This window comes from Bibersteinia trehalosi USDA-ARS-USMARC-188, assembly GCF_000521725.1.
Classification (GTDB): domain Bacteria; phylum Pseudomonadota; class Gammaproteobacteria; order Enterobacterales; family Pasteurellaceae; genus Bibersteinia; species Bibersteinia trehalosi.
Genome location: NZ_CP006954.1, coordinates 1,397,000 through 1,416,397 on the forward strand (window position 1 = coordinate 1,397,000; position 19,398 = coordinate 1,416,397).

Consider the following 19,398-nt stretch of genomic DNA (forward strand, 5'->3'; position numbering starts at 1 on the left):
GATGTATCCGCCCTGATATTCCAACATTTATTTGGGCAGACACATCGGTCTGCCCCTACATTTATTATTCTACCGTCTTAAACCCTGCTTTTTCAAACGTTTGTTTTGCCGTATCAGACGACAAATAATCTAAGAAACGTTTCGCTTCGGCTTTTTCACTGATTGTTGCCGCAGGATAGACCACTTTGCCATAACTTTCTTGTGGGAAAACAGCGACGGTTTTCACTTTATCTGATACTTTTGCATCAGTAGAATAAACAATACCTAATGGCAATTCACCTCGCTCAATATAGGCAAGCACTGCACGCACATCTTTTGCCTTAGATAAACGGCTTTCCACTTTATCCCACAGTTGCAAATGCTCTAATGCTTTTTTAGCATAACGCCCCACTGGCACATTATCATCACCCACTGCTAAATAAGTGCCTTTTAACACCTTGTCAAAATCAATATCAGCAATGCTCTCTGCTTGAAGCTGACTCTCACTTGGCGCAATCAACACCAATTCATTTTCCACTAAAATCTGAATGTTCTTGGTTTTTTCAGGCTGTTTTTCTGCAACATAATCCATCCATTTCTGATCGGCAGAAATAAAGAGATCCGCTGGCGCATCTTGTTCAATCTGTTTAGCAAGCGTGCTAGACCCTGCAAAAGAGAAAGTTAATTTATCTTCGGGATACGCTTTTTCATACTCTGCCCCAATTTGCTGTAATACATTGGTCATTGAAGCGGCAGCAAACACGGTGATATTTTCCGCTGATGCAGTTTGAGAAAAAGCAAAAAGTGAGCTAAGCACAAGGGCTGATAAAGTGTTTTTCATTGTATTTCTCCTTGATAATGAAATGTTATATAAAAAATTATATAACGATTACATTCAAAAAAGCGAGAATAATTTTCTCGCTTTTCATCACGCTATCGCATCTAGCCCTTTTTGTTGTATCAATGTCAATAATTTCAACGCTGTACCACTTGGTTTTTTCACGCCTCTTTTCCATTCTGAGACCAAATTTTTGCTGATATTTAAATAATTTGCAAAGACGGCTTGTGACGTTTGGCTATTTTTACGAATCGCTTTGATTTCATCGGGTGAAAGCGGTTTGACTTCGGTTAAACAAGATTTATCAAAGTATTGCATTGTTGCTTTATCCATTAAACCTGCTTCAAATAAATCCACAGCTGTGGAATGTATTGCTTCTGCAATTTCGCTTCTATATTTCATTTTAAATCTCCTCTAATTTTCCCATTTTAACGGAATAATTAAGTTTTTCTAAACTATACTCTGAAAAAGTCATCGCCAACTGTTTCAAATCTGCCAAATCCCTAGATGATACATTTTCCTGCTGATTTTTAGCAAAACCATACACAAAAAGTGATTACCATTGATTTTATATAAAATCAGTGTCCGATAACCACTCCCTTTTCGTGCAACTCGCTGTTTGATGACGTTACCACCCAAATTTGCGTCGATCAATCCTTGCTCAGCTCGCTCAACCGCTTCAATCAACATTTCATCATCAATATCATTTTTCTCAGCAAATTTCGCAAAATACTTTGTCTTAAAAATCCTCATGCTATACTCCTTAGCATTACAACTCACTTTGATATAAGGCATAACAGGCGAGTAAGCAAATACAATCATCAGCATCGATTTTTGCGATCTTGATCGAGAAAATAACATTTCACTTTTGCTTTTTTTAAATTTGCAAATTTTAGGTAAAAAATAACCGCTTGGGAAAGCGGTTATGATTAATAATAGTTTCCCTTAGCTGTCAAGCTAAGGGAACAGCATAGTACTATGCTGAAACCTGCTCATTTTTTATTCTTATCAAATCCTACTGTTATGCTACAATTTCACAAGTTAAAACTATCAAAAAATACGATGTCCACTGAAATTTTACTCACCATTAAACTCAACCAAGCCCTCTTTGCTGACCCAAAACGTATTGCGTTGCTAAACGAAATCAAACAGTGCGGTTCTATCAATCAAGCAGCAAAAAATTGCCAAATCAGCTATAAAAGTGCGTGGGATCATTTATCTTTGATGAATGAAATTAGCCCAAAACCGTTATTTGAACGCACAGCAGGGGGAAAAAATGGCGGAGGGACAGTATTAACTCGCTACGCTGAGCGGTTATTACAACTTTATGCTTTGTTAGAAGAGACTCAACAACGAGCCTTTGACATTCTGCAAGATGAACATATTCCGCTGGATAACTCACTTTTCGCCACTGCTAAATTTGCCTTAAAAAGCAGTGCTAGAAATCAGTTTTTTGGTACAGTTGAAACACTATATTCTCAAGAAAATAAATGTAATGTATTGGTAAAACTTGCAGAGTTTCCACAATATTTAACCGCTTGTATTACTGTTCAAAGTGCCGAACGGCTAGCGTTGGAAAGGGGGAAACCAGTAATGTTGATGATTAAAGCCCCTTGGTTAAAATTACATAGTAAACAACCAAAAGGTGAAAATGTGTTTCAAGTAAAAGTTATCTCAGTGGTAGATAAAGAGAAAAATCAAGATATTGCGCTAGATTGGGCCGGCATAACCTGTTTTGCAAGCGGGTCTCGTGAGCAGCTTTGGCAGCAAGGACAAGAAGTTTGGATCACCATTGATCCAGAACAGATTGTGCTATTAACGATTTAACAGGCTTTCCCTTATTTATACCATACAAAACAAGCAGTTGATTTGCATATTTCCTGAAAAATCAACCGCTTGCAGATTATTAACCATGCAAACTAGCCGCTTTCATCGTTTTCACAAATACGCCTAATTCGTTCAACAAATTCGCTTGGTTATCCAAATTTCGCTCAATAATTTTGACAATCGCCGAACCTGAAATTGCACCATCTGCACCTAACGCTAATGCCTGTTTTACTTGTTCGGGCTTGGCAATCCCAAAACCTTGCAAAATTGGAGCAGAATTTGACCGCTTGAGAGCCTCCACTAAATGATCTAAATTGGCAGAATGGCTTTGATTTTCCGCACTAGTTACACCCGCTCGAGAAACTAAGTAAGTATAGCCTTCGGTTAAATGTGCTACTTTTTCAATGGTCGCTTGATCAGCATTCGGTGGGCAGATAAACACCGGCGCAATACCGTATTTTTTCGCTATTGGTGCAAATTCATCAGCCAGTTCCACTGGTAGATCAGCGATTAACACTGCATCCACGCCATTTTCCGCACAACGTTGATAAAAGCGCTCTACGCCTGCGACAAAGACGAGATTTGCACAAAGCAGCAAGCTAATCGGGATTGCGGGATATTTCGCACGGATTTTGCCCAACATTTCAAAACAGCTGTCAGTGCTATATCCACCATCTAAGGCTCGTTTATTTGCCGCTTGGATGACAGGGCCGTCTAATAAGGGATCGGAAAATGGAAAACCAAGCTCTAACGCATCAGCCCCATTTTCCACTAGCGTATCAATAATTTGCAACGAGCGATCAAAATCAGGATCACAAAGAGTAACAAAGGGAACAAAAGCACCTTGATTTTGCGCTTTCAAATTGGCAAAACAGTGTTCAAAACGATTCATCATTCATTCCCCCCATTCAAAATTCTATCTACCGTAAAAATATCTTTATCGCCACGTCCTGAAAGATTCACCACTAACAGTTGCTCTTTCTCTGGGTGTTGAGCGATTAATTTCAATGCGTAAGCTAGTGCGTGTGAGCTTTCTAATGCAGGAATAATCCCTTCGTTTTTCGCTAACGCTTGGAAAGCGTCTAAGGCTTCTTGATCGGTAATCGAGACATAATCTGCTCGTCCGATTGCATTAAGATGAGCGTGTTGTGGCCCAACCGATGGGAAATCTAACCCTGCTGAAACGGAGTAAGATTCTTCAATTTGCCCATCTTTATCTTGCATAATTGGCGATTTCATACCGAAATAGATACCCGTCGTACCGTGTTTAAGCGGTGCACCGTGTTCACCTGTTTCAATGCCTTTGCCTGCTGGCTCAACACCAATCAACTTCACGCTTTCTTCTGCAATAAAATCGGCAAACATACCAATGGCATTAGAACCACCGCCCACCGCAGCAATGACCGCATCAGGCAAACGTCCTTCACGCTCTAACACTTGGCGTTTGGTCTCTTGCCCAATCATTTTTTGAAATTCTCGCACAATGGTTGGGAATGGGTGCGGGCCTGCGGCGGTGCCAAGCAAATAGTGGGTGGTCTCATAATTTGCCGCCCAATCACGCATCGCTTCACAACAAGCATCTTTCAGCGAGCAAGAGCCTTTTTCTACAGGAATGACTTCCGCCCCCATCAAACGCATACGAAATACATTTGGCGATTGACGTTCCACATCTTTCGCCCCCATATATACCACGCAAGGCATATCCAACATGGCACACGCTAATGCAGTTGCCACACCGTGTTGCCCTGCCCCCGTTTCCGCAATAATGCGGGTTTTGCCCATACGTTTTGCCAACAAAATCTGCCCTAAAACTTGATTGGTTTTATGCGCACCACCGTGCAACAAATCTTCACGCTTTAAATAGAGCTTGGTATTACTGCCTTTGGTAAGATTGCGACAAAGGGTGAGTGCTGTTGGACGACCTGCATAGTTTTTCAAAAGATCGGCAAATTCCGCCTGAAAATCCGGATCGTTTTGTGCTTCCACAAAAGCTTTTTCTAGCTCTTTTAGCACAGGGACAAGAATTTCGGGAACGTACATTCCACCAAATTCACCAAAATAAGGGTTGAGAAGTGTGTTCATAGTCGCTTCCTGTTAGAAATGAGTAATGAGAGTGTACTACTAAACTAGTACAAAAGCAAAGGGGAATTTTTAAGGAAAACACGAAACAAAAAACTGGAAGCTAGCTTCCAGTTTTTCGCTTATTCTCTATTTTACTTCCCGAATCATAATTTCAGACGGGATAACGCTGCCTTGCCAATAAAGTTCTGCTGCGACTTTAGCACCTAACTCAAGATAAGCTTGGCTGATTTCGTGATCTGGTGCTGCTACCATTGTTGGCATACCATTATCTAAATCTTCACGCAAACGAATATGCAACGGCATTTGCCCTAGCACTTGTGTGCCATAACGCTGTGCGACTTTTTCTGCTCCGCCTGTACCAAAAATATGTTCGTGATGACCGCAGTTTGCACAGATATGCACGCTCATATTCTCAATAATACCTAATACTGGCACTGACACTTTTTGGAACATAGAGATGCCTTTAATTGCATCAAGTAGAGCGATATCCTGTGGTGTGGTAACAACAACGGCACCGGTGACAGGAATTTGCTGTGAGAGAGTAAGTTGAATATCACCCGTGCCAGGAGGCATATCGATCACTAAATAATCGAGCTCATTCCACCATGTTTCTTGTAATAACTGACTTAACGCACTGCTTGCCATCGGCCCTCGCCAAATGGTGGCATTATCTGGCTCCATTAGATAACCAATTGAATTAGATTGTAAGCCATGCGCAATAATTGGCGTAATATGTTGATTATCTGGCGAAGTTGGACGTTGATCTGCAGCGCCTAACATATGTGGAATTGATGGGCCATAAATATCTGCATCTAAAATCCCCACTTTTGCTCCTTGAGCTTGCAAGGCAAGAGCAAGATTGACAGACGTTGTTGACTTCCCTACCCCACCTTTGCCAGAGGTGACCGCAATGATATTTTTTACGCCATTTACGGCCGGATGATTATTAGCACGTTTTAAAGTCGCGATTTGGTAATTTAATACCCATTTTACACCGCTTGCACCACAGCTTGCTTTCAACTTCTCTTCCGTTGCAGCTTTTAATGCGGCAAACCCACTATTCCATGCAAATGGCATGGTTAATTCAATTCGTAAAGTCTCCCCACCTAATTCAGCCTTTTTAAATGCGTTTAAGGTAATTAAATCTTTGTGTAATGTTGGGTGGCTAAATGCTTGTAAAATCCCTTTGATTTCAACAATATGTTGTTCTGTCAGTAAGTTCATTACTCGTCCTTTGTTTGTCTAGATAAATCTTTGCTATAGACCACACCACTATCGTTATTTTTATGAATGCCGATAATGCTTGGATTTAGCGCTATTTTACGTTGATATTGGAAAAGTGGCAAAATCGCCACATCCTCGTTAATCTGCTGAACAATTTTCATTATTCTTTCATCACGCTGTTCTTGTGTCAAAGGGCGTGACTGTAATTCATCTAGCCATGAATCCACTTTTTCATTGCCATAACCACTATGATTATCCATGCTTTGAGAATGAAATTGCGCTAAGAAAACCAATGGGTCTGTATAAGCTGCACAAATTTCCCTTGGCATAATCTGGAAATTCTGCTGCTGGTGCAGCTCCTCTAATTCGGCAAAATCCATGGCTTGTAAGCGAATGCGAAAGAGATCTGACTGGGTCAACTGGCGCACAAAACGATTCGCAACCAATTGCTGTAACTCATCTTTTCCAAAAGTGAGTGTAAAAGGTGGGAGGTTAGTATAATCTAACTCCGTTTGCGCCAAAATAGATTCTGCACTGCCAGTAAAAGGCAGATGATCCTGTCCTTCCAACATTGTCGTAGGCAAAATCGAATGTAGCGGAATACCAAGCCCCTTGCCAATTTCAGGTGTAACAAGCATTGAGCGAATTGCTTGTCTGACACTTTTCTGCCCAATGACTGGATCACTAAAGTTAAATTCATAAAAATAGCTACACAGTCTTGGTAGTCTAAATGCCTCATTCGGATAATCTATGGGCGGGTTTTCAACTAAATCAAATCCTTGCAAACTCTGCTTTTCACCTACTCGTTGATAGATCACATGCTGAAATGCCGTATGTGTTTCTCTCGCTTGCAATGTAACACGCTGTTTTTCAATACCTTCCAACACATAAGCGCCATTTGAAATGAGCTCGTTTTCTGGCTTTTGCCCTTTATAACTTGGCAATAGTGCCACATGAGCCAACATAGCTGGCAATTGAAAATTAGGCTCTTCCAGCTCAATTTGTAATGTATTATAGCTTAATGCTCTCACACCTAATTCAAAAAGTGGCATTTCTTTGGTAAGAATTTCCTTAGCATTATCAATGTGCATATCAACCAGATAATTAGCCCAAGGCGATGCAGATTGTGGATCTAATAAGCGCTGCCAACTCGCCACGAAATCATCTGCACTGACTACTTCACCATTTGACCAAACGGCATTATCATCTAGTATAAACAGCCATGTTTTCCCATCTTCGCTAAAACTATGTCGAGCTACGGCGGGAATAACATTGCCATATTGATCAAAGGCAGTCAGTCCGACAAATAAATCTCGAACTAACGCACTTTCTGCTACATTGGTCACAAAATGCGGATCAAGCTGTAACGTACTATTCAATAATGCACGACTTAGTAATGTATCGCTTCTTTCTGGAGGTGGAATAAGTTCTAACGGTTCTGGCTTTTCACAGCTTGCTAATAACCCCACAGTTAAGCAGAGGCAAGCGCTCCGTTTTGCACAATATTTTGCAAAATGGAGCGCTTGTAGCCCAAAAGCCTTCCCAATGTTCATTAACTTACCGCCGTTAATCCCGGAAAAAGATTGCTTAAACCGGCAACAATAATTTCAATACCGAGTGACATCAAAATCAACCCCATAATACGAGTAACAACATTTGAACCTGTCCGCCCTAATTTTTTCACCAAAGGCGCAGAAAAACGAAACAGCACATAACAGATTAACGCAAATAGCACAATTGCCACACTAAAGCCGACAAAATCGACCCAATTATGGTAGAGGGTTCCCCACACAATCGTTGAACCAATCGCCCCTGGCCCCGCCATAATTGGCATAGCCAATGGCACAACCGCAATATTTTCATATTCAGTCAGATCTGCTTTCTGCTCTTCTTTATTTTGCTTATGCTCACCCAGCTTACCGCTGATCATCGTCATCGCAATACTCACAATCAAAATCCCGCCTGCCACACGGAAAGAATCAAGTGAAATACTAAAAGCATCCAGAATGATTTTGCCGAAATAAAGGCTAACTAAAAGAATGACCGCAATTGAAATAGAAGTAATTAAATTGGTACGGTTGCGCTCAGTCTCATATTGATGAGCCGTCATACTAAAGAAGATCGGCAATGTCCCAAAAGGATTAACAATTGCAAACAATCCGATAAAAAATTGTAAATAGATAGCGAAGTTTAAAATATCCACAGCGTGATCTCGTTGAGAAATTTGGGAGCATTATAATTCAGGAAAGTAAATTTTTTTACTGTAAAAACCAAAATAAGCGTATAATCCCAAACATTTCGTTCCGCTTGTGCGCATTTGAATTTACAAAGAGATTTATTCTTAGCCTAAAATGAAGATTCTTCGCTCTAAAAATTCAAATCAAGCAAAGAAAAGCCGCAAAGTCGGGACGCCTTTCTTTTGGTTACTTTCTTTATTCACTACGCCCATACTGCGTGCTCTCGGTAAAACTAATTTCAAACGCAAGCATTTGTGACGAAGCTAAGTACAGTAACAACTCTTAATCAACTATCGATTCTCTGTTTTTCAAAACATAAAAAGGACACTAATGCGTTTAGATAAATTTATTGCAGAAAATACCGGCTTAACTCGCTCACAAGCGGCCAAAGAGCTTAAAGCAGGTTTAATCACCGTAAACGGTGAAATCGTTAAAGCTGGTGCGATTAAAATTAGCCAACAGGATGAAATTTACTACGATGGCGAGCGCCTAGAATGGGTTGAAACCGGACAGTATTTTATGCTGAATAAGCCACAAGGCTGCGTTTGTTCCCACGATGATGGCGATTATCCGACTGTCTTCCAATTCTTTGATTACCCTCTCAGCAGCCGTTTGCACACCGCAGGACGCTTAGATGTAGATACCACAGGTTTAGTACTTTTAACTGATGATGGTAAATGGTCGCACCGGATCACTTCCCCAAAACACCATTGTGAAAAAACCTATTTAGTCACTCTTGCTGATCCTATCGAAGATTTTTATGCCCCAAAATTACGTGAGGGTATTCTCTTGCGCGGCGAAAAAACGCCAACACTACCAGCAGAAATGGAAATTTTAGACGACTATAATCTCAATCTCACGATTTCTGAAGGACGTTATCATCAAGTAAAACGCATGTTTGCCGCATTAGGCAATAAAGTTGTGGCTCTACACCGCTGGCGGATTGGTGAGATTATTTTAGATGAAACACTCGAAGAAGGTGAATTTCGTGCATTGAATAAACAAGAAATCGGAGGTTTTTAATGAATGTAGCTAAACGAGAACATCTCTGTTTTGTGATCATTATGGGAATGCTAGCAATGCTCCCTCCCCTTGCGATCGATATGTATCTTCCTTCCTTTATTGATATTGCTCAAGACCTGAAGGTTTCACAAGAAAGCGTACAAGCCACTCTTGCCGTATTTACCATTGGTTTTGCAGGCGGACAACTGTTCTGGGGACCAGTAGCTGATAGTTTTGGGCGTAAACCGATTATTTTACTCGGTTTAGTTGGTTCAGCCATTGCAGCCCTGTTTCTCACCCATGTTGAAAATATCCAAAATTTCTATCTGTGGCGTTTGATCCAAGGTTTATGTGGTGCAGCACCTGCTGTAGTATTAGGCGCATTAGTGCGTGACTTATTTGAGCGCAATCGCTTTGCACAGATGATGTCTGTCATCATGATTATTTCAATGATCGCCCCACTGCTTGCCCCCATTCTTGGCGGCTACCTAGCAAAATGGTTTCACTGGCACTCAATTTTTTATGCTTTAATGCTGATGGGGGGGCTTTGTGCACTCTTGATCGGTTTTAAAATCCCTGAAACCTTAGTAAAAGAAAAACGCCAACCACTAAATTTCAGTAATATCATCAAAAATTTTGTTGCCTTAATTTCCCACAAACCAACTCTAGGCTATGTACTAGTTGGCGGTTTATCCTTTGCTGGCATGTTCTGCTTTTTAACCTCAGGCTCACTGGTTTACATCGGTATTTATGGGGTTTCACCTGAACATTTCGGTTACTTCTTTATTATGAATATTGCAGTAATGATGGTGATGACAGTGATCAACGGCAAACTCGTGGTCAAAGTTGGCTCAGAGAAAATGCTACGAGTTGGTTTGGTGATTCAATTTACTGCAGGCCTCTGGCTTGCTATTTCAGCGACATTTCAATTTGGCTTCTGGTCAATGGCATTCGGCGTTCCTTTCTTTGTCGGGGTGCTTTCTACCATTGGTAGTAATGCTACTGCCGCGATTTTAGATCGCTATCCACAAATGGCTGGCACTGCAAATGCCGTCGCAGGCACGGCACGTTTTGGGCTTGGCTCAATTATTGGTGGTTTGCTTTCTATGGTTACTCTCACCTCTGAACGCCCAATGCTTTATGCGATGGCTCTCTGTACCTTTAGTTGTTTTGCGGCATACTATTTCTTATGTTGTCGAAATAAAGCACAGTAATTTGATAGGATTTACCTTTTAATTCAAACATAATCAATTTGCCGTAAATATAGAAAAGCTCTGTAAATCAGAATATTCACTGAATATCACGCTAAAAAAGCAAACAGCTACCATATTTTTCACTGCACAATACTCAAAATCGGCTATTTATTGCTTTTCAAACAGAATAAAAATCCTATTTTTGCCCTAAAAATAGCGTTTTACATTCATATTGATAGACGTTATATTCCAAACCATTCACAAGCGGTTGAATTTTGCAAAAAATTTGCAAATTTTCACCGCTTGCCATTTTTAGATTAGAGTTGGAAGCGTGACTATGAAAAAGACCTTATACGAAAAATTGTTTGATGCCCATATTGTCCATGAGGCTGCGGGTGAAACACCATTGCTTTATATTAACCGCCATTTGGTGCACGAAGTGACTTCTCCACAGGCTTTTGATGGCTTACGTGCAATGAATCGTGAAGTACGCCAACCAAGCAAAACCGTTGCAACGATGGATCATAACGTGCCTACAGATAGCCGTGATATTGGCGGTTCGGGTGAAATGGGGCGTATTCAGATGGTGGAACTTGCCAAAAATACCGACCAATTCGGGGTAAAACTGTTCGATATTAATAATATCAATCAAGGTATCGTACATGTAATGGGGCCAGAGCAAGGCTTAACGTTACCGGGTATGACCATTGTTTGTGGCGACTCTCACACCGCAACGCACGGGGCTTTTGGTGCATTGGCATTTGGTATCGGTACATCAGAAGTTGAACACGTGCTTGCCACTCAAACTGTAAAACAAGCCCGTGCGAAAAAAATGAAAATTGAAGTGCGCGGTAAAGTACGTGAAGGTATCACCGCAAAAGACATTGTATTAGCCATTATCGGTAAAACGACAATGGCTGGTGGTACGGGACACGTTGTTGAATTCTGTGGTGAAGCGATTCGTGATCTTTCTATGGAAGGTCGTATGACCGTGTGTAATATGGCAATTGAATTAGGGGCGAAATCTGGTTTAATTGCACCTGATGAAACCACTTTTGCTTACTTAAAAGACAAGCCAAGTGCCCCTAAAGGCAAAGATTGGGACGATGCGGTTGCCTATTGGAAAACCCTTCACACCGATGAAGGTGCGGAATTTGATACAGTAGTAACCTTAGAAGCGGCAGAAATTGAACCTCAAGTGACATGGGGAACCAATCCAGGGCAAGTGATCGGTGTCAATGAAAACATTCCAAACCCAGCAGAAATGAGTGATCCAATCACTCGCCAAGCAGCAGAAAAAGCGCTAGCTTACATGGGATTAGAACAGGGTATTAAATTAACCGATGTTTCTGTAGATAAAGTCTTCATCGGCTCTTGTACCAACTCTCGTATCGAAGACTTACGAGCTGCTGCGGCGGTGGCCAAAGGGCGTAAAGTAGCAGCAAATGTTCAAGCGCTTGTCGTTCCGGGGTCAGGACTTGTACGTGAACAAGCTGAAAAAGAAGGCTTAGATAAAATCTTTATTGAAGCAGGCTTTGAGTGGCGCCAGCCTGGATGTTCAATGTGTTTGGCAATGAATAATGACCGCCTCCAACCTGGAGAACGTTGTGCATCAACCTCTAACCGTAACTTTGAAGGTCGCCAAGGTCGTGGTGGTCGCACTCACTTAGTCAGCCCAGCGATGGCGGCAGCAGCGGCAGTATTCGGCAAATTCGTTGATATTCGAGATGTAGAATTACACTAAATGCTACGTTCCCACATGTAGGGACGCAATCGTTGTGTTCGTGGGCGTATGTAATACGCCCCGAGCAATCCGTACCAAATTAAGGAAAAATAACATGGCAAGAGAATTTAAACAACACACTGGCTTAGCCGTACCACTTGATGTATCGCATGTAGATACTGATGCAATTATTCCAAAACAATTCTTACAAAAAGTGACTCGAGTTGGTTTTGGGGCTCATCTATTCCACGACTGGCGTTTTTTAGATGATGAAGGCACACAGCCCGATCCCTCATTTGTACTCAACTTTCCACGTTACCAAGGTGCGAGTATTTTACTGGCTCGTGAGAATTTTGGCTGTGGCTCTTCCCGTGAACATGCACCTTGGGCATTAGATGATTATGGTATTCGTGTCATTATTGCCCCAAGTTTTGCCGATATTTTCTACGGCAATGCCCTAAATAATCAAATGCTTCCTGTGCGTTTGACAGAAGAAGAGGTGGATGAACTTTTCAAATATGTTAGTGCAAATGAAGGAGCAAAAATTACTGTTGATTTAGAAAAACAAACGGTGGAAGCCAATGGCAAATCCTACTCATTTGATATTGATGAATTCCGCCGCCACTGTTTATTAAATGGTTTGGATAATATCGGCTTAACGCTTCAACATGAAGCCAAGATTGCTGATTATGAAAGTAGAATCCCTGCATTCTTACGCTAACAAGCGGTCAAAATAAAACAGAAAAATGCAAAATGCCTATCAAATGATAGGCATTTTTGATACTACACGCCTTTGGCAACCGCAAGTGGTGAGAAAGTTTGAGCCACTGGCATCACTTCAATCCGATTGATATTGACGTGTGACGGTTGTTGGTTAAGCCACAATACAATATCGGCAATATCCTGCGGCTGTACCGATTGCACGTTTTCATAAACTTTAGCGGCTTTTTCGTCATCGCCTTTAAAACGTACATTTGAAAATTCTGTACCGCCACATAACCCCGGCTCAACATTCGTTACTCGCACTTTTGTCCCTGCCAAATCTGCACGCAAATTCAGGCTAAACTGTTTTACAAAGGCTTTAGTACCACCATAAACATTACCACCAGGGTAAGCATAACTCCCTGCGATAGAGCCTAAATTGATAATATGCCCGCTGTTGGCAGCAACCATTTCAGGTAAAACTAAACGCGTAACAGTAACTAACCCTTTGATATTGGTATCGATCATCTGATACCAATCAGCAAGATTGGTTTTATGTGCAGGTTCTAGGCCCAGCGCCAATCCTGCATTATTAACAAGCAAATCAATTTGCTGCCAACCTGCTGGGCGATTATTTAACGCTTTTTCTGTTTGTTCAACATTCGACACATCAAACGCCAATGGCAAGAATTGCTCACCAAATTCAGCCTGCAATTTGGCTAAGCGCTCCGCCCTTCTGCCTGTACCGATTACTTTATAACCAGCTTGGATTAAGGTTTTACAAATTGCCAAGCCAAAACCAGCAGTTGCCCCTGTTACTAATGCGGTTTTCATACTTTTCTCCTATATTTCATCAATCACAAACTCAAACCAATCGATCACATCTTTTTCGTGAATGCCATTCGGAATGAGCATACCTGCTGTTTTTACTGAATGAGCATCTTTTGAGATCAGTGGATGCCAATCAGGTAAGGGTTTGCCTTCATAGAGTAAGCGATAAGCACAGGTTTGTGGCAACCAGCCGAAATCAGGCAAATTCTTTTTGGTTAATTTCGTACAATCACATTCAATTTTGAAGCGATTAGGATAATTAGTACATTTGCCTGTTTCTACATCTAAAAGATTGCAAGCTACCCGAGTGTAATACAACCGCTCTCGTTTGCCTCGACCTTGAATATATTTGCGATAGCAACATTTTCCGCAGCCATCACATAAGGCTTCCCACTCCGTTTCATTCATTTCAAGCAACGATTTTTTCTGCCAGAAATTGGGCTCAAGCGGTAGATTTTGTGAATTTTTTTGCAACATTATTGCACCACAACTGCTGTGCCTGTTGCTGCCACCACAAACATATCTTTTGTCCCTAAGGTTTGATAATCAAACGAAACGCCAACTACGGCATTTGCCCCAGCCTTGCGAGCTTCAAATTCCAGCTCTTTCAACGCTTCTTTGCGAGCGGCATTGAGTTTGCTTTCATATGCCCCTGAACGTCCACCAATAATGTCGGTAATGCCTGCAAAAAAATCACGAATAATATTTGCCCCTACCACGACTTCGCCAAAAACAAGTCCTTTGTATTCGCTAATTTGTTTGCCCTCGATAGTCGGTGTTGTGGTAATAATCATTTAGCTCTCCTTATTTTTGTAACTGTTGTTTTAGGGATTGTAATGCGATAGCGCGATGTGAAATCTTTTTCTTCTCAACAGTTTCTAATTCAGCAAAACTGCAATTTTTGGGCGGATAGAAAAATAAGCTATCGTAGCCAAAGCCATTCTCACCACGTTCTTCATTTAAAATTGTGCCAAAACATTCGCCAATAGCGATTTTTGGCGTGGGATCGGTGGCGTGTTGTAACATCACGATACAGCTGACAAATTTAGCCGTACGATTTTCATCAGCAACATTTGCCATTTCAGTTAATAATTTCTGACGATTTGCCGCATCATCACCATCGACTCCAGCATAGCGTGCGGAATATAACCCTGGTTCACCACCTAATGCATCAACCGCTAAACCTGAGTCATCAGCAATTGCCGGTAATCCTGTCATTTGAGCCGCATAACGTGCTTTAATCAGTGCATTTTCCACAAAAGTTAAGCCTGTTTCTTCAGGACTTTCAATGCCAAACTCACTTTGTGCCACCACTTCAAATCCGAAATCAGCAAGCACGTCTGCCATCTCTTTTACTTTGCCTTTGTTGCCGGTGGCGAGTACGATTTTTTGTTTTGTCATCTTAATTTCTCTTCGTTATTGTAACCTTATGAATATGTAGGGGCGTGATGCTCACGCCCGTGGGCGTACGCAGTACGCCCCTACATTTTAGGAATAAAGTTTACCATCTGTCCCATCAGGCAAATGCTTAAAGCGGCGATGCAGCCACATATACTGACTTTGAGCTTGCATAATTTCTTGCTCAACCACTTTGTTCATTTTGGTTGCTGTGCTGATCTCATCATCACAATCACCAAAATCCACCATTGGGCTGATTTTTACCGTATAGCCTGAAAAATCCTCGTTTCGCATTGGGGTAAAGGGTACAACGATACTATTTGGGGCGGAACGCAAAAGCATTCTTGTTCCAGCGGTAGTGCAAGCGGTTGGGAAGGCAAAAAATGGCACATAAACACTATTTTTACGCCCATAATCGTGATCGGGGGCGTACCAAATCGTTTCGCCGGCTCGTAGCACCTTAATCATTCCACGTAGATCTTTACGGTCTAACATCGCTTTGTTTGAACGCACTCGCCCACGGAACTGAATCCAATCAAGCAATGGATTATCATTCGGGCGGTAAACGCCAATACCTTGATGATGAAGACCGACAATTCTCGCCCCCAATTCTAAGGTAAGAAAATGCACACCAACAAAAATAATCCCTGTGCCTTGTGGTGGATTTTTAAGGTGTTCTAAGCCTTCAATTTTCGACCATTTAAGAATGCGTTTATCCGACCAAAACCATGCCATACCTGTTTCGATAATCGCCATGCCAACCGATTGTATGTTTTTCGCTAAAATTTGTTGAATTTGGGCTTCACTGTATTCAGGAAAACATAATTCAAGATTTTTTTTCGCAATACGAATCCGTTTTTTGCCAAAACCAAGCGAGCCAAACAGCTTGCCCAACCCTAATCCAATTTTGACTAACACCGGATATGGTAAACATAACATTAACCGAAATAGCCCTAAGCCGAGCCATAGTCCCCAAAATTTCGGGTGCAAAAATGTCATCTGAAACGGCGGAAGTGATTTCTCTGCTGCCATTATTCTTCCTTGTGAGAAATACGTTAGAAAAATAAGCCGAGATTATAATCAATTAAACGGAAAAAGTGTTAAGTAGATCAAATTTTTCAGTTTATTGTGACTTTCGGGGTTGAAATCTACAAATGAAAGGCATACCTTAAAGCCATCCCAATTCAACAACAAAAGAGGACAATGCTATGACAATCAACATTTCCAGCAAACAAATGGATGTAACTCCTGCAATCCGCAGCCATATCGAAGACCGCTTGGCGAAATTGAATAAATGGCATACTCAATTAATCAATCCGCACTTTATGATTCACAAATTGCCGAATGAATACGAAGTTGAAGCCTCTATCGGCACGCCAATCGGTGATTTATTCGCCAAGGCGAAACATGAAGATCTTTATCAAGCTATCAATGAAGTTGAAGTGAAATTAGAGGGACAATTAGTAAAATTAAAAGAGAAAAAAGAACATCGTTAAATCTTATTAAAAACTAACTTTACCCCCGAAAAATCGGGGGTATTTTTTGCCTTAAAACACCGAGATTTTCGTTTGTGTAGTAAATTCTTCTAAAAACTTCATTCCACGATAGGAATTTCCTTTCTCATTTAATTTCGGGCTCCACACCGTAATACAATGATGATTTGGCATAATCGCCACAATACCACCACCGACACCGCTTTTACCCGGTAAGCCCACACGAAAAGCAAATTCACCCGATTCATCATAAAACCCGCAAGTTTGCATTAATGCATTGGTACGTTTTATTTGGCTTTTATTTAACACCTGCTGGTTATCGTGCAATTTCACGCCATCATTCGCTAAAAAACTAAATGCATAAGCAATCTCTTCACAGCTCATTTCAATTGAGCAGATATGAAAATAAAAATCCAACACCTCATTCGGATCATTTTGAATATTGCCAAAAGATTTAATGTAATAGCATAAAGCAAAATTACGATAGCCAACTGCTTTTTCTGATTCTGCTACTTTTTCGCTATAATGAATATTTGAATTATTAGCCAGATCGCGTACAAAATCTAAAAAGGCCTGCTTAGGATTTTCAAATAGCGAAAGCAAAATATCGCAAATCACTATTGCACCGGCATTGATAAAGGGATTACGTGGAATGCCACAATCTGTTTCTAACTGCAAAAGGGAATTAAACGACGTGCCTGAAGGCTCCACATTTACTCGCTTCCAAATGCTATCACCTAGATGTTTGTAAGCAAACACCAGCGACAGTACTTTTACGATACTCTGAATGGAAAATTTTTCTTGATAATCGCCCACACCAATAGTGCTATCTTTTAAATCAAAATAGGCAACACCAAATTTATCGGGGCTAATATTAGCAAGCTCTGGAATATACATTGCTAATTCCCCACCATTTTCTTCAGCGCGAATACGTTGATAAATAGTTGAAATAATCGTTTGGTAATTCATCATTAAACACACAAAACAAAATAACAAGCGGTAAACTTTTGCAAAAAAAGTGCAAATTTAAACCGCTTGCAAAAGAAATGAAAGGGGCGATATTTCGCCCCTCGTTGATATGGATTATTCCTGTGGAATGGTTCTAATCGCTAACTCTTCTAACGCTTGTGGATTCGCAAAACTTGGCGCTTCGGTCATCAAACACGCTGCTGCGGTCGTTTTCGGGAAAGCGATGACATCACGGATATTTTCTGTACCGGTGATGAGCATGGTTAAGCGGTCTAAACCAAAAGCAAGACCTGCGTGTGGTGGTGTACCGAATTTTAACGCATCTAATAAGAAACCAAATTTTTCACGTTGCTCTTCTTCGTTAATGCCTAAAATGTTGAACACCGTTTGTTGCATTTTCGGATCGTAAATACGCACAGAACCACCGCCCACTTCATAGCCGTTGATCACCATATCGTAAGCATTTGCGACTGCATTGGTTGGATCAGCGGCAAGTTGCTCTGGGGTAAAATCTTTCGGGCTGGTGAATGGGTGGTGCATGGCAGAAAGATTGCCTTCTTCATCTCGCTCAAACATTGGGAAATCTACTACCCAAAGCGGTTTCCACGCAGTCAGGTCAGTTAATTCCAAATCACGTCCCACTTTTAAACGTAATGCACCCATTGAGTCGGTAACGGTTTGCCATTTATCTGCGCCAAAGAAAAGAATGTCGCCTGTTTGGGCTTGGGTACGTTCAATCAAGGCGTTAATCACCTCTTCATTTAAGAATTTCGCCACTGGGCTTTGCACGCCCTCTAAGCCTGCATTCACATCATTGATTTTCGCCCACGCTAAACCTTTCGCACCGTAAATCCCCACAAATTGAGTATATTCATCAATCTGTTTACGAGTGAGGCTCGCACCGTTTGGCACACGCAACACTGTTACACGGCCATCAGGGCTATTTGCAGGTTCGGCAAACACTTTAAATTCAACGTTTTTGAGAATATCAGCAACATCCACCAATTCTAATGGGTTGCGTAAATCAGGCTTATCTGAACCAAAACGAGTCATCGCTTCCTGCCACGTCATCATCGGGAATTTGCCTAAATCCACGTTTAAGCGATCTAACCATAAACCGTGAATCATCTCTTCCATTGTGCTACGCACTTCTTCGGCAGTCATAAAGCTGGTTTCCACATCAATTTGGGTAAACTCTGGCTGACGATCAGCACGCAAATCTTCATCACGGAAACATTTTACGATTTGATAGTAGCGGTCAAAACCTGACATCATCAGAAGCTGTTTGAAAAGCTGAGGAGACTGTGGTAGTGCATAGAATTTACCTTTATGCACACGGCTTGGCACAAGATAATCACGTGCACCTTCTGGGGTTGCTTTGGTTAGCATTGGGGTTTCAATATCAAGGAAACCGTGATCGTCCATAAAGCGACGTACAAAGCTAGTGATTTTTGCACGAGTTTTGAGTTTTTCCGCCATTTCAGGACGACGTAAATCTAAATAACGGTATTTTAAGCGTTGTTCTTCGGTATTATTTTGATTGAAATCTAATGGTAAAACCTCAGCATTGTTATATACTTTTAGCTCACGCACTAACACCTCAATTTCACCCGTTGCCATATCAGGGTTGATCTGGCTTTCATCACGGGCAATCACCTCGCCTTTAATCTGTACACAAGCTTCATTACGCAATGCACTCGCCGCTTTAAATAACGCTTCATCTTTCTCATCAAAGAAAACTTGCACGATCCCTTCTCGGTCACGAATTTGCATAAAAATAAAACGACCTAAGTTACGTACACGGTGAACCCAACCGCTTAATGTCACTTGCTCGCCAACATTGCTACGGTTTAAAGCACCGCAATAGTGAGAACGCATCATAATTCTGTCCTTAAATTTA

General features: G+C 41.3%; 20 protein-coding genes and 1 pseudogene. 6 read left to right on the forward strand and 15 right to left on the reverse strand.

All coding sequences use genetic code 11. The features are described 5' to 3' along the window. Positions 1 to 64 precede the first annotated feature (64 nt). The 3 genes and pseudogenes from modA to F542_RS11210 form a co-directional block, all read right to left on the reverse strand. A complete protein-coding gene (modA, locus tag F542_RS06380) occupies positions 65 to 820 on the reverse strand; it encodes a molybdate ABC transporter substrate-binding protein (protein ID WP_015432325.1) in 756 nt (251 codons plus the stop codon). 87 nt (positions 821 to 907) lie between these two features. After that, positions 908 to 1,219, reverse strand: a complete 312-nt coding sequence (locus F542_RS06385; RefSeq protein WP_025267136.1) for a helix-turn-helix domain-containing protein — start codon at positions 1,217 to 1,219, stop codon at positions 908 to 910. Between the two features lies 1 nt (position 1,220). Then, positions 1,221 to 1,678: pseudogene (locus tag F542_RS11210) on the reverse strand (type II toxin-antitoxin system RelE/ParE family toxin). Positions 1,679 to 1,879: 201 nt separating this feature from the next. Between F542_RS11210 and F542_RS06395 the strand changes: the two are divergent. Then, a complete protein-coding gene (locus F542_RS06395; protein ID WP_025267137.1) occupies positions 1,880 to 2,644 on the forward strand; it encodes a TOBE domain-containing protein in 765 nt (254 codons plus the stop codon). A gap of 79 nt (positions 2,645 to 2,723) precedes the next feature. Here F542_RS06395 and trpA read toward each other — a convergent pair whose 3' ends face one another. The 5 genes from trpA to F542_RS06420 all read right to left on the reverse strand — a co-directional run bounded on the left by trpA (position 2,724) and on the right by F542_RS06420 (position 8,153). Then, positions 2,724 to 3,536, reverse strand: coding sequence for a tryptophan synthase subunit alpha (gene trpA, locus F542_RS06400; RefSeq protein ID WP_015432321.1), 813 nt, complete (start codon positions 3,534 to 3,536; stop codon positions 2,724 to 2,726). Beyond that, positions 3,536 to 4,726 carry a tryptophan synthase subunit beta gene (gene trpB, locus F542_RS06405; protein WP_015432320.1) on the reverse strand — a complete coding sequence of 397 codons (1,191 nt, stop codon included), beginning with the start codon at positions 4,724 to 4,726 and terminating at the stop codon, positions 3,536 to 3,538. The genes trpA and trpB overlap by 1 nt, the downstream gene beginning before the upstream one ends. 126 nt (positions 4,727 to 4,852) lie before the next feature. Continuing rightward, complete coding sequence (apbC, locus tag F542_RS06410) at positions 4,853 to 5,950, reverse strand: iron-sulfur cluster carrier protein ApbC (RefSeq protein ID WP_015432319.1); 1,098 nt, start codon at positions 5,948 to 5,950, stop codon at positions 4,853 to 4,855. Next, positions 5,950 to 7,503 (reverse strand): peptide ABC transporter substrate-binding protein, encoded by a 1,554-nt coding sequence (locus F542_RS06415; RefSeq protein ID WP_015432318.1) that lies wholly within the window; start codon positions 7,501 to 7,503, stop codon positions 5,950 to 5,952. The genes apbC and F542_RS06415 overlap by 1 nt, the downstream gene beginning before the upstream one ends. After that, on the reverse strand, positions 7,503 to 8,153 hold the full coding sequence (locus tag F542_RS06420) for a YchE family NAAT transporter (protein WP_015432317.1): 651 nt from the start codon (positions 8,151 to 8,153) through the stop codon (positions 7,503 to 7,505). The genes F542_RS06415 and F542_RS06420 overlap by 1 nt, the downstream gene beginning before the upstream one ends. 364 nt (positions 8,154 to 8,517) lie before the next feature. Here F542_RS06420 and rsuA point away from each other — a divergent pair, with 364 nt between their 5' ends. The 4 genes from rsuA to leuD all read left to right on the forward strand — a co-directional run bounded on the left by rsuA (position 8,518) and on the right by leuD (position 12,826). Further along, complete coding sequence (gene rsuA / locus F542_RS06425; RefSeq protein ID WP_015432316.1) at positions 8,518 to 9,210, forward strand: 16S rRNA pseudouridine(516) synthase RsuA; 693 nt, start codon at positions 8,518 to 8,520, stop codon at positions 9,208 to 9,210. Continuing rightward, positions 9,210 to 10,403, forward strand: a complete 1,194-nt coding sequence (locus tag F542_RS06430; RefSeq protein ID WP_015432315.1) for a Bcr/CflA family multidrug efflux MFS transporter — start codon at positions 9,210 to 9,212, stop codon at positions 10,401 to 10,403. The genes rsuA and F542_RS06430 overlap by 1 nt, the downstream gene beginning before the upstream one ends. 316 nt (positions 10,404 to 10,719) lie before the next feature. Continuing rightward, a complete protein-coding gene (gene leuC, locus F542_RS06435) occupies positions 10,720 to 12,126 on the forward strand; it encodes a 3-isopropylmalate dehydratase large subunit (protein ID WP_015432313.1) in 1,407 nt (468 codons plus the stop codon). A gap of 94 nt (positions 12,127 to 12,220) precedes the next feature. Next, positions 12,221 to 12,826, forward strand: a complete 606-nt coding sequence (leuD, locus tag F542_RS06440) for a 3-isopropylmalate dehydratase small subunit (RefSeq protein WP_025267138.1) — start codon at positions 12,221 to 12,223, stop codon at positions 12,824 to 12,826. 62 nt (positions 12,827 to 12,888) lie between these two features. Here the strand turns inward: leuD and F542_RS06445 are convergent, their stop codons facing one another. The 5 genes from F542_RS06445 to F542_RS06465 all read right to left on the reverse strand — a co-directional run bounded on the left by F542_RS06445 (position 12,889) and on the right by F542_RS06465 (position 16,068). After that, positions 12,889 to 13,641, reverse strand: a complete 753-nt coding sequence (locus tag F542_RS06445; protein ID WP_015432311.1) for an SDR family oxidoreductase — start codon at positions 13,639 to 13,641, stop codon at positions 12,889 to 12,891. Between the two features lie 9 nt (positions 13,642 to 13,650). Beyond that, the gene (locus F542_RS06450) at positions 13,651 to 14,115 is read right to left on the reverse strand and encodes a YcgN family cysteine cluster protein (protein WP_015432310.1); all 465 of its coding nucleotides are present in this window, start codon (positions 14,113 to 14,115) and stop codon (positions 13,651 to 13,653) included. Continuing rightward, the gene (locus F542_RS06455) at positions 14,115 to 14,432 is read right to left on the reverse strand and encodes a YbjQ family protein (RefSeq protein ID WP_015432309.1); all 318 of its coding nucleotides are present in this window, start codon (positions 14,430 to 14,432) and stop codon (positions 14,115 to 14,117) included. The genes F542_RS06450 and F542_RS06455 overlap by 1 nt, the downstream gene beginning before the upstream one ends. Positions 14,433 to 14,442: 10 nt before the next feature. After that, the gene (gene rdgB / locus F542_RS06460; protein ID WP_015432308.1) at positions 14,443 to 15,039 is read right to left on the reverse strand and encodes an RdgB/HAM1 family non-canonical purine NTP pyrophosphatase; all 597 of its coding nucleotides are present in this window, start codon (positions 15,037 to 15,039) and stop codon (positions 14,443 to 14,445) included. Positions 15,040 to 15,126: 87 nt separating this feature from the next. Continuing rightward, positions 15,127 to 16,068, reverse strand: a complete 942-nt coding sequence (locus tag F542_RS06465) for a Kdo(2)-lipid IV(A) acyltransferase (protein ID WP_015432307.1) — start codon at positions 16,066 to 16,068, stop codon at positions 15,127 to 15,129. Between the two features lie 176 nt (positions 16,069 to 16,244). Here F542_RS06465 and hpf point away from each other — a divergent pair, with 176 nt between their 5' ends. Then, positions 16,245 to 16,532 (forward strand): ribosome hibernation-promoting factor, HPF/YfiA family, encoded by a 288-nt coding sequence (gene hpf, locus F542_RS06470; protein ID WP_025267140.1) that lies wholly within the window; start codon positions 16,245 to 16,247, stop codon positions 16,530 to 16,532. Between the two features lie 51 nt (positions 16,533 to 16,583). On the opposite strand, the gene F542_RS06475 is transcribed toward hpf, so the two are convergent. Together F542_RS06475 and aspS are read right to left on the reverse strand one after the other, a co-directional pair. Further along, the gene (locus tag F542_RS06475) at positions 16,584 to 17,501 is read right to left on the reverse strand and encodes a glutaminase (protein WP_197017006.1); all 918 of its coding nucleotides are present in this window, start codon (positions 17,499 to 17,501) and stop codon (positions 16,584 to 16,586) included. Between the two features lie 111 nt (positions 17,502 to 17,612). Beyond that, on the reverse strand, positions 17,613 to 19,379 hold the full coding sequence (gene aspS / locus F542_RS06480; protein WP_015432304.1) for an aspartate--tRNA ligase: 1,767 nt from the start codon (positions 19,377 to 19,379) through the stop codon (positions 17,613 to 17,615). Positions 19,380 to 19,398: the final 19 nt, after the last annotated feature.